Genomic DNA, 10,933 nt, shown 5'->3' with positions numbered 1-10,933 from the left:
GCCCACCATCACCGGAAAGGCAATCGCCAGAATCAGCGTGAGATTGGCGAGGAAAATGCCCCAGCCATCGCCGAAATTCGCGGTGAAAAAGCCGGTGTAACTCATTGCGCCGCCGCTTCCAGCTGGCCTTGCGCCTCGGGGTCCGCTTCGGGTGCCAACAAAGACGCCACACACGCCGCCATGGTGGCGCTGGCGCGCGCGATGGGATTGGTAAGCTGATAATTGCGATATGCCAGAGGCAGCGGCCCAGCCAACACAGAAGCCGGCTCTGTTGCAGCCAGCGTGTCATTGCGGGCGATCATGCCGCCAGCAGCCAGATCCGGCCATTCGCTGGCAATCCGCGCGCGCAGGCCGGCCAGATCATCATACGGCAGCTTCACACCAAGCACCGACGACAATGCCCGCATGATGGTCCAATCCTCACGCGCTTCGCCGGGCGGCTGCGTCGCTTGCAGCGCACGCTGCACCCGGCCTTCCAGATTGACATAGGTGCCCGGCTTTTCGGTGTAGGCTGCCGCCGGCAGGATCACATCGGCATGACGAACCCCCGCGTCACCATGCGTGCCGATGTAGACCGTAAATGCTCCAGCCTGCACCGGCGCTTCATCGGCGCCCAGCAGGAACAGCGCCTTCACACTCGCATCGTTCAGCAGCGCCGCAACACCGCCAGCCACACCCAAACCAAGCCGCAGGCCGCCAACGCGCGCCGCCGCCGTGTGCACGATATTGAAACCATTCCAACCGTCCCGGACCACATTCAGCGTCGCCGCCGCCGCGCGCACGGCTTCGTAAACGCCGGGCACGGTCAATGCGCCCATGCCCACCACAATTGCCGGACGCTGCGCCGACGCAAAGGCCGCAACCACGTCCGCCGGCAAATCATTAAGCAGCGCGGCATCATCGCCCAACTGCGTGACGGGGAATGACAAATCCACCTCTGGCCCGATTGCAAACGCCTTGGCGCCGCCCTTTTTCACGGCCTTGCGTAGCCGCACATTCAACAGCGCTGCCTCGTGGCGCGGATTGGTGCCCACCAGCAAAATCGCATCAGCGGTTTCAATGCCGGACAGGCCGGAATTCAACAGCCAGCCCGCCGGCTCTGCCGTATCGAACAAGGCGCCATCCTGCCGGCATTCGATCCGGGACGATCCCAGCGCACCCAGTAGATCCTTGAAGGCGGTCATGTCTTCAACAGCGTTCAGATCGCCAACCACACCGGCAATCTGGTCGCCCGTCAGACCCTTCAGCCCGGCTGCAATTGCCGAAAATGCCTCGGCCCATGTGCTCTTGCGCAATTTGCCGTCCACACGCACCCACGGCGTATCAAGCCGGCGTTCGGACAGGCCATCAACGGCAAAGCGGCTCTTGTCGGCCAGCCATTCCTCATTGACGTCGTCGTTGCTGCGCGGCGTCACGCGCAGCACGGCGGCGCCGCGGCTGCCCACCACGATGTTGCTGCCGATGGCATCCATCACATCGATCGAATCGGTCTTCTTCAGCTCCCACGGCCGCGCCTGAAAGGCATAAGGCTTGGAGGTGAGCGCCCCCACCGGGCACAGATCAATCACATTGCCCGACACTTCGGAGGTGACGGCCTTTTCCAGATATGAGGTGATCTGCATGGATTCGCCGCGCCCGATGGCACCGATTTCCTCGACGCCGGCCACTTCCTCGGCAAAACGCACACAGCGGGTGCAGTGAATGCAGCGGGTCATCACCGTCTTGATCAGCGGGCCCATATATTTTTCGGTCACCGCCCGCTTGTTCTCATCATAGCGGTTGGCACCCCGGCCAAAGGCCACGGCCTGGTCTTGCAGATCGCATTCGCCGCCTTGATCGCAGATCGGGCAATCGAGCGGGTGGTTGATCAGCAGGAATTCCATCACGCCTTCGCGGGCGCGCTTTACCTTGGCGCTTTTTGTAAAAATCACCTGGCCATCGGCGGCCGGCATGGCGCAGCTGGCCACGGGCTTGGGGGATTTTTCCATCTCCACCAGGCACATGCGGCAATTGCCGGCAATCGACAGCCGCTCATGATAGCAAAAGCGCGGAATTTCGGCACCGGCGATCTCACAGGCCTGCAGCACGGTCGCGCCGGTTGGCACTTCCACCTCGATCCCATCGACGGTCAACCTTGGCATGGTTCGTTCTATCCTGCCGATTTCCGCCGCTGCTGCCTGGCCCCAACACAGGCCAAGCCGGCAACAGCCGCGTTTTTCTGCTGGCAGCACCAAGCAGGCGCGCCAAACTGCGGCGGGGTATAGCGAGCGCCGCCCGCCCTGTGAAGGCCAATCAAAGGCCAATCGGCTGCCAAATGCCCACCAACGGCAGCGACCGACCCAAAATGCAATCGCCGGCAATTGTTGCGTGCGGCGAAGCGCTTCCCGCACTGCGGCAGCAGATTTCACGCCGGCGCCGTCCCGCGTCATCATGCTTGGCAAGCAGGCACGATCGACTCTATGGCAATCACATGACAAAACCCGTTCACATCATCGGCGGCGGTCTCGCTGGCAGCGAGGCGGCGTGGCAGATCGCGCAGGCCGGCATCCCGGTTATCCTGCACGAAATGCGCGGTGACGCTGCTGGCCTGGGCCGCACCGATGCCCACAAAACCGATGGCCTTGCCGAGCTTGTCTGCTCCAACAGCTTTCGCAGCGATGATCCCGACAACAATGCCGTGGGCCTGATTCACCAGGAAATGCGCGCGCTGGACAGCCTGATCATGCGCCATGCCGATGGTGCCCGCGTGCCGGCCGGTTCGGCGCTGGCCGTGGACCGCGATCAGTTTTCAAATGGCGTCACCGCCGCACTGGCAGTGCACCCCGGCGTCACCATCGTGCGCGAATTGATCGCTGGCCTGCCGCCCACCGATTGGGACAGCGTGATCATCGCCACCGGCCCGCTGACCGCCGCGCCGCTTGCGGAGGCCATTCGCAGCCTGACCGGCGAGGACAGCCTGGCGTTTTTCGATGCCATCGCGCCGGTGATCCATTACGATTCGATCAATCGCGATATCGCCTGGCTGCAAAGCCGGTGGGACCGTGATGACACCAAGGATTATCTGAACTGCCCGATGGACAAGGCGCAATACAACGACTTCATCGATGCGATGCTCGCCGCCGAAAAGACCGAATTCAAGGCCTGGGAAGCCGACACACCCTATTTCGATGGCTGCATGCCCATCGAAGTGATGGCGGAGCGCGGCCGCAACACACCGCGTTTTGGCCCGATGAAGCCGGTGGGCCTGACCAACCCCGCCACCGGCCGCCGCGCCTGGGCCGTGGTGCAATTGCGGCAGGACAATGCGCTGGGCACGCTGTGGAACATGGTCGGTTTCCAGACCAAGATGAAACATGCCGATCAGGTGCGCGTGCTGCGCATGATCCCCGGCCTTGAGCAGGCCGAATTTGCCAAGCTTGGCGGCCTGCACCGCAACACCTTCATCAATTCGCCGCGCCTGCTCGATGCCACGCTGCGCCTGAAGGCCATGCCGGCGGTGCGCTTTGCCGGGCAGATCACCGGCTGCGAAGGCTATGTCGAAAGCGCTGCCGTCGGCCTGATGGCAGCGCGCTTTGCCATCGCCGAGCGATTGGGGCGGGTCCCGGTGCCGCCGCCCGCCACCACCGCCATGGGCGCACTGCTCGGCCACATCACCGGCGGCGCCGATGCCGCGACCTTCCAGCCGATGAACGTCAATTTCGGCCTGTTCCCACCGCTTTCGCCGCCGCCAACCTCGAAGGACCAGCGCAAGCCGGCGCTGGTGGCGCGCGCGCGCGCCGATCTGGCGGAGTGGATGGCGGCGGCCTGAGTGCGGCCGCTGGTCATGCGGCTCAGCGCTGGCCAGATGCATGGTTTGCAGGCGGAGGTCACGCAGCATGCCCTGGTTTTGATGTGAGGCTTTTTTGCCACTGCGCACGACAACTTGGCGCAATGAACCAGAAAATTGGCCACGATGCTTTGTGAAAGAAAATTTACGGGTATTATTGCGCGTCGGCCGCAGGGGAGCGGGCGCAGTCATTCAAAGGATGGGCAATTGATTTCTATCACAAAATCCCGGTTTTCCCGGCACATGCTCGCTACGTCGGCGTTGGCCGCGCTTGTGCTTGGCGCTGCCGCGCCTGCCGCTGCGCAGACGGCGCAAGCCGGCGCTGACGAAGCGGCTGGCGATGAAAAGGTCATTGTGGTCACCGGCACCCGCCGCACCGATCGCTCCATTCTTGATTCCGCTTCGCCGATCGATGTCGTTGGCGCCGCCGAGATAGCCACGCAACCGGCGTCCAACGTGCTCGACATCATCAGGGCGCTGGTGCCGTCCTTCTATGTTGGCCAGAACACCATTGCCGATGCCTCCACCTTCGTGCGCGCACCGTCGCTGCGCGGCCTGTCGGCCGATGAAGTGCTGGTCCAGCTCAATGGCAAGCGTTACAACCGTTCGGCGCTGGTGCAGGTGTTCACCGGCGGTGATACGGCCCTGTCGTTCGGTTCGCAGGGCGCCGATATCTCGGCCATCCCCTCGCTGGCCATCGGCAGCCTGCAAGTGCTGCGTGATGGCGCCACCGCGCAATATGGTTCCGATGCCATCGCCGGCGTGATGAACTATGGCCTGCGCGAAGATACTGGGCTGGAAGTGGTCGGCCGTTACGGCCAGAACTATCGCGGCGATGGCGGCAACTACCAGATCGCCGCCAACGCTGGTGTCAAGCTCGGGGACCGCGGCTTCATCAACGTCACTGGCGAATACAGCGACCAGAACGGCACCAGCCGCGGCGTTACCCGGCCACAGGCGGTCGTTCTGGCACAACAGAGCCCAAGCCTGGCCAACCAGATCCCCAATTTCCCCGGTCCGGCGCAGATCTGGGGCACGTCGCCCGGCTACGGCTACAAGTTCATCCTGAATTCGGCCTATGAAATCTCGTCGCAGGCCAAGATCTATGTGATCGGCAACTATGCCCGCTCCAAGGCGGATCAGAGCTTCAACTATCGTCCGCCGAACACTGCGACCAATCTTGCCACGATCGGCGGCGCTCCCCAGACGCGCACCCCCAACGCGGCATTCGCCACGCCGGTCTATCTGACGCCCTGCCCGGCCAACGCCGCGCCGCTGGGCTGCCCGACGGGCGGTTTTGTCAACAACAGCAATGTCTATAATTTCACCACCCTCTATCCGGCCGGCTTCACGCCGCGCTTCATCGGCAAGGTTGAGGAAAAATATGGCGTGGTCGGCGTCAAGGGCACGCTCGACGGTGGTTTCACCTATGACGTTTCCGGCACATTGGCGAAGAACCAGGTTGATTTGTCGATGTACCGGTCGCTAAACCCGTCCTTCGGCCCGGCATCGCAGACGGCTTTCGATCAAGGCTCGCTGATCCAGGAAGAAACCAACCTCAACCTTGATCTGGCCTATCCGATCGAAGTCGGCCTTGCCAGCCCGATCACCCTCTCCGGCGGCGCCGAATACCGCAGCGAAACTTATTCGCAGACACCGGGCGATCTGCAATCCTATGCGGCTGGGCCGTTCGCGGTGCAGAATCTGTTCACGTTGCAGAGCAATGGCACCTATTTGGCATCAGGCCAGGTCACCAAGCCAACCGGCGCCAGCGGTTATGGCGGGACCAGCCCAGCAGCGTCGGGCAGCTACAGCCAAAAAAGCTATGCCGTCTACGCCGGTGCCGAAACCGACATCACCGATGCGTTCAGCGTCGGTGCGATGGGCCGCTATGAACACTACAACACGTTTGGCGGCGCCTTTGTTGCCAAGGGCAACTTCCGCTGGGAGCTGAACGATGTGTTCGCCATCCGCGGCACCGCCGGCACCGGTTTCCACGCGCCGTCGCCGGGGCAGAACAATGTGCAGATCCTCACCACCAAGTTCGTGAACACGGATCAGGTGCAGGCCGGCACCTATCCGGTGACCAGCGCCATCGCGCAATTCTATGGCGCCCAGTCGCTGCGGCCGGAACGCTCGACCAACCTGGGCCTCGGCTTTGTGGTCACGCCCAATGATGCCTTCAACCTGACCGCCGATATTTACAGCATCAAGGTGACCAACCGCATCGGCATCACGCAGGATTTCACCGTGACAGCGGCGAACCTGACGGCGCTGCCGGCCTTGTCGGCAGTGGGCGTGGGCGGCGCGGTGAACTACTTCACCAACGCCTTTGACACCCGCACCCGCGGCGTTGACCTCGTCGGCACCTGGAAGGGCGATGCCATCGGCGGCAACGTCAACCTGACGCTGGCCTACAGCTACAACAAGACGACTGTGCCGCGCCGTGATGCCAACATCATCAGCCTTAACCAAGTCATCACCATCGGTGGGCTGGCGCCCAACCATCGCGCCAATTTCACCGCCACCTGGCGCAAGGATGATCTGGCCATCACACTGCGTGAAGCCTATTATGGTGCCTGGAAGAACGCAGTCGACTTCCCGGACCAGACCTTCGGTGCCAAGTTCACGACCGATATCGATGTCAGCTACACGGTCGCTGAAAATTACACATTGTCGGTTGGCGCCAGCAACCTGTTCAACACCTATCCGGATCGCATCAGCCCGACTTCGGGGGCAGGCCCGATTTATGCGCTGACCGGCGGCCTCAACGATGGCTCGGTTTATCCGAGCAGCGGCGGTCCGTTCGGCATCAACGGCGGCCTGTGGTATGCCCGTATCCGCGTGAAATATTGACGGTTATCTGCATCATGACAGTGAAAAGGGGGGCCACGCGCCCCCCTTTTTGTATCGGGGCAAACTGCGCCGTTAGCGCCGGCCCTCACTCAGCCTCCACCGGGCACACGCACGCTGCCTTGGGCTTGCGTTTCACGGCGGTGGCCGCAAATTCCGTTGCAGTCAGGCGGCCATCGGCGTTGCGATCGGCGCGGCTGAATTTGGTGGTGGTGGCGGCGGCATATTCTTCAAAATCAAGCCGGCCGTCGCGGTTCTTGTCAGCGCGGACGAAGGATTTGCGGCGGTTGGCGGCAAATTCGGCGCGGTTGATGGCGCCGTCCTTGTCGCTGTCATAGCGGTTCAGGCGCCTGGCCTCGCGCTGGGCATCCGATTGCGGCGCGCTCGGCGCGGCCAGTGGCGGCGGAGCAGCGGCAGCCGTGGTGCCGCCAGCATCGGGCGCGGCCACCAGCAATGCCGCGGCGGGCTGCGTCACCGGCGGTGCGCGCCACATGATCAGGCCGGCGCCCAGCAAGCCGCACAAGGCGACGAAAAACCCAAGGATGCGGCGCACAAACGCTCCCCCAATCGTGCAACCCTGCAATCGCCAGATAACGCGGCCTAACGCCCGAGCGCAACGGCTTTGAGCAAGACCCACTGCCGCGCCAGGCTGCCGCGCGGTTCGGTGGGGCGGCCGGCGCGGGCCCAGGCCGCATCGCGCACGCCCAGATTGGCCAGCCCGCGCAAGAGCCGCAGCGGCGCGGGCGTTGCGGCCAAGGGTGGCTCCCCAAGCACCCAGGCCCGGCCCAAGGCATCGGCGTGCGCCGCATCGCCGCCCAGCAGCCGCGCCGCCAGCGCAAACAGCACGCCGCCGCCCGCCACATGCGCATCGGTCACGCTGTCATGGCCGATCATGCCCAGCCAGCGATCTTCGATGGCGGCAAGGTCACTGCCCGCCAGCACCGGCAGCGCATGCGCCAGCAGCGCAGCCAGCAGCGGCTGCGCCGGGGCCTTGCCTTCATCAAGTTCCTCCAGCCGTTCGCGCCACCACGCCAGGCGAATTTCGCCGATCATCGGATCAGTGGTGGTGATCACCAGCTGCGCCAATTCCAGATCGAGCACGAACAGCGCAATCAGGCCGGCGCGGGCACTGGCGGGCGCATAAAGACAGGCCAGCCAGCGATCGCGGTCGCGCAATTGCAATTCGGCGGTGATGATCTCCAGATCGGTCAAGGCCGCGCCAGTTCTGCGATGATGATATCCTCGGCGCTATTGAACGCCGAAGTGACGCGCGGATAGGCGGTCGGGTCGGCGCTGGTGCCGGTAAGTGCGTAGGCATAGACGCGGGCGTTTTTCTGATCGATCCATAGCCCCGCCAGCAGGCCATAGGCTTCGCCAAGATGCCCCCACCAATGGGCATTCGGCACCGGCTGATCGCTGGCGCCAGTTCGGCCAGACAAGCACTGCGGCCCGGCCCCGTAACACAGCATCTGGCCGTGATAATCATCGCCGGGAACTGCACCGCCGGCCTGCCAGACCGGGGTGAACATCGCCTTGACGGTGGCGGGTTTCAGCAGGCGCACGCCGGCGATTTTGCCGCCGCGCAGCAACAATTGGCCGATGCGCGCCAGATCGGGGATGCTGATGCGCAGGCCGCCCTGCGGCGAAAAGATCGTGCCGTTGCTGCCCGGCTTATACGCCGCCAGATCGCAGCCGGCATTGCTGCGCAAAGTTCCGGTGGTGCTACGCACTGGGCAAGCGCTGCGCTGACCGTGCAGATCATCAACTTGCGGCAACCATGGCCCGGCGCTGTTCCACGCGGTTTCATCGCGGCCCTTGCGGTAGAGCACAGCGGCGCGCGCCACCGCAGCATCGGAAGCGCCCTGCCAATTGTAACCAGCGTCGATCTTGAGCGGTGCCAGCACCAGCCGCGTCATCAGCCGATCGAAGCGTTCACCGGTCGCCGCCTCCATCACGCTGGCAATGATGCCATAATTCAGATTGGCATATTCAAAGCGCCCGCCCGGCGCGCCCGGCCCCCAGTGCTGCGGCGTCAGCTGGTCCTGCAGCCGTTCTTCCAGCGCAAAGCCATAGCCCGGGCCATCGACGATACCGCTGGTGTGGCTGAGCAATTGGCGCATGGTGACGGGCGTATCGGGATGCGCTGGATGGCGCAGCGGCCAGCCCAGCACGGCCGACACATCGGCATCGGGATCGATCCGCCCCTGCTCGATCAGCCGCCACACGGCGATGGCCACCACCAGCTTGGAAATGGACGCCACCCGGATCCTGCTGTCAGGCATGAGCGGCCGGCTGGCAGCAATATCGGCCATCCCGTGCGCTTCACTGCGCAAGATGCGGCTGCGCGAGGCCACCACGCCGACCACGCCAGACAGTTGCGGCGCCCGGGCATCGCGCCCGGCCACCAGTTCCGCGAGTGGATTTGTGGCCGGGGCGGCAGCGACCGGACCAGCAAAAACCAGCATCAGGGCAAGGATCAAGCGCATGGCATCTGCATAATCCGCCGCCTGCGCCATGGCCAGCCGCGACATGCCGCGCTACGCTAGAGCCATGACCACACGACTTGCCATCGGCCTGATGTCCGGCACCTCCATCGACGGGATTGATGCCGCGCTGGTGGAAACCGACGGTGAAGACGTGATCGTGCCGCGCGCCTTCATGTTTTTTGCCTACGAGCCTGATTTCCGCCAGCGGCTGCGCGCGGCCACGGCGCGCGCGCTGGAATTGCATGCGCCGTGCCGCGATGCGCTGATTGATGCCGTGGAACAGGAATCGACCGGCCTCCATGCCATGGCCGTGCACCGCTTGCTGGCCGCCACCCACACGCGGCGCGATGATGTGGCAGTGATCGGCTTTCACGGCCAGACGGTGGCGCACCGGCCCGACCGGCGCTGGACATGGCAGATCGGCGACGGCGCGACACTGAAGGCTGCCACGCGCCTGCCCGTCGCCTTTGATTTCCGCTCCGCCGACGTCGCCGCCGGCGGCCAGGGCGCGCCGCTGGCACCCGGCTATCACCGCGCCCGCAGTGCCGAACTCGGCCGGCCGCTGGGGGTGCTCAATCTGGGCGGAGTGGGCAATCTCACGTGGTTTGCCGAAGATGGCCGTTGGGGCAGCTTCGACACCGGACCCGGCAACGCCCTGATCGACGATTGGGTGCGCACCCACACCGGCCGCAATTTCGATGATGGTGGGCGCGTGGCAGCCAGCGGCATCTGCCACGACAATGTGCTGATGACGCTGGCGGACAATCCATGGTTCGACGCCGCCCCGCCCAAATCGCTGGACCGCAACGCCTGGGATATCGGCGCCTTGCGCGGCCTGTCACCGGGTGACGGCGCTGCAACGCTGACGGCTTTTACCGCCGAAACCGTGCGGCTGGCGCTGGGCCATGTGCCCGCAATTGGCCGCCTGCTGGTCACCGGCGGCGGCCGGCTCAATCCCGTGCTGATGGGCGAGATCGCCGCGCGCTGCGGTGTCGCCTGCGATCCGGTGGAAAGCGTCGGCTGGAACGGCGACGCGCTGGAGGCCGAAGCCTTTGCCTGGCTGGCGGTGCGCGTTCAGGACGGCAAACCGCTCAGTTGGCCGGAAACCACCGGGGTGCCAGCACCGATGCTTGGCGGGCGACTGGCCTGAGCCGCCGCGTCTGGCCCCATACACAAAGGGCGTGCAGCGCTGCTGCGCTGCACGCCCGATGTTTACGGCACGTGGGCTAGAATCAGCCGATGGCAAGCGCGCGGCGGCGGGCGGCGGCGCCAACCAGACCGAAGCCGATGATCAACATCATCCACGAGGCCGGCTCAGGCACGCTGGTGTAGGTCAGCGTGAACGAGCTGCCCGACGTCGCGGTGAGCGGGTTCGACAACACGGCCACCGTAAGGCCAAGGTTCGGGGTGCCCGAAATGGTGCGGATGCCATCAGCAGAAAAGGCGAACGACACCGGGCCGCCGATGAACGGGGCGAAGCCGGAATTGATTGTGCCGGACGTGCTGTTCTGCACGGCATAGGTGCCGAAGTTGTTGAGCAACCTGAAGCGCGGCACCGTCTGGGTCTTGCTGACCTTATCTGAATCAGACAGCGAGAAGCCATTGCCGGTCAGCGAAGAAGTGATCCCGCGCACCAGGGTGATCTGGCGGCTCGCAGGGGTGGACAAGGGTCCGTTTGCGTTCGTCACGTTGAAGTCGGCCGAGAAGTCAGCCGTGTAGCTGAGCGTCACGCTGGTCAGATACTGGTTTGCAACGTTGAACGGGTTGA

8 protein-coding genes are annotated in these 10,933 nt (G+C 64.4%); 3 read left to right on the top strand and 5 right to left on the bottom strand.

From position 1 onward, the window contains the following. Nucleotides 1–101: 101 nt before the first annotated feature. Nucleotides 102–2,141, bottom strand: coding sequence for an NADH-quinone oxidoreductase subunit NuoG (gene nuoG, locus ABWP50_RS03610; RefSeq protein ID WP_353216627.1), 2,040 nt, complete (start codon nucleotides 2,139–2,141; stop codon nucleotides 102–104). A 329-nt stretch (nucleotides 2,142–2,470) separates the two neighbouring features. On the opposite strand from nuoG, the gene trmFO reads away from it, so the two are divergent. Both trmFO and ABWP50_RS03600 read left to right on the top strand, forming a co-directional pair. Further along, nucleotides 2,471–3,808: a methylenetetrahydrofolate--tRNA-(uracil(54)-C(5))-methyltransferase (FADH(2)-oxidizing) TrmFO gene (gene trmFO / locus ABWP50_RS03605; protein WP_353216626.1), complete on the top strand. Its 1,338-nt coding sequence runs from the start codon at nucleotides 2,471–2,473 to the stop codon at nucleotides 3,806–3,808. 261 nt (nucleotides 3,809–4,069) lie between these two features. Continuing rightward, nucleotides 4,070–6,682, top strand: a complete 2,613-nt coding sequence (locus tag ABWP50_RS03600; RefSeq protein ID WP_353216625.1) for a TonB-dependent receptor plug domain-containing protein — start codon at nucleotides 4,070–4,072, stop codon at nucleotides 6,680–6,682. A gap of 85 nt (nucleotides 6,683–6,767) precedes the next feature. Here the strand turns inward: ABWP50_RS03600 and ABWP50_RS03595 are convergent, their stop codons facing one another. Genes ABWP50_RS03595 through ABWP50_RS03585 form a run of 3 tightly spaced genes read right to left on the bottom strand, consistent with a single transcriptional unit; the run spans nucleotide 6,768 to nucleotide 9,210 of the window. After that, the gene (locus tag ABWP50_RS03595) at nucleotides 6,768–7,232 is read right to left on the bottom strand and encodes an EF-hand domain-containing protein (protein ID WP_353216624.1); all 465 of its coding nucleotides are present in this window, start codon (nucleotides 7,230–7,232) and stop codon (nucleotides 6,768–6,770) included. Between the two features lie 47 nt (nucleotides 7,233–7,279). Next, entirely contained in the window at nucleotides 7,280–7,891 is a 612-nt protein-coding gene (locus tag ABWP50_RS03590; protein ID WP_353216623.1) for a squalene/phytoene synthase family protein, read from the bottom strand. Beyond that, complete coding sequence (locus tag ABWP50_RS03585) at nucleotides 7,888–9,210, bottom strand: serine hydrolase domain-containing protein (RefSeq protein ID WP_353216622.1); 1,323 nt, start codon at nucleotides 9,208–9,210, stop codon at nucleotides 7,888–7,890. The genes ABWP50_RS03590 and ABWP50_RS03585 overlap by 4 nt, the downstream gene beginning before the upstream one ends. Before the next feature lie 19 nt (nucleotides 9,211–9,229). Between ABWP50_RS03585 and ABWP50_RS03580 the strand changes: the two genes are divergently transcribed. Further along, nucleotides 9,230–10,315: an anhydro-N-acetylmuramic acid kinase gene (locus tag ABWP50_RS03580; protein ID WP_353216621.1), complete on the top strand. Its 1,086-nt coding sequence runs from the start codon at nucleotides 9,230–9,232 to the stop codon at nucleotides 10,313–10,315. A gap of 82 nt (nucleotides 10,316–10,397) precedes the next feature. On the opposite strand, the gene ABWP50_RS03575 is transcribed toward ABWP50_RS03580, so the two are convergent. Beyond that, nucleotides 10,398–10,933: PEPxxWA-CTERM sorting domain-containing protein (locus ABWP50_RS03575; RefSeq protein ID WP_353216620.1), on the bottom strand; the 536-nt coding region annotated here is incomplete at its 5' end.

Origin of the sequence: Sandarakinorhabdus sp. (assembly GCF_040398645.1) — a bacterium.
Classification (GTDB): domain Bacteria; phylum Pseudomonadota; class Alphaproteobacteria; order Sphingomonadales; family Sphingomonadaceae; genus Sandarakinorhabdus.
Note: the sequence above shows the minus strand (reverse complement) of the source record. Positions and strands in the feature narration are given on the sequence as shown.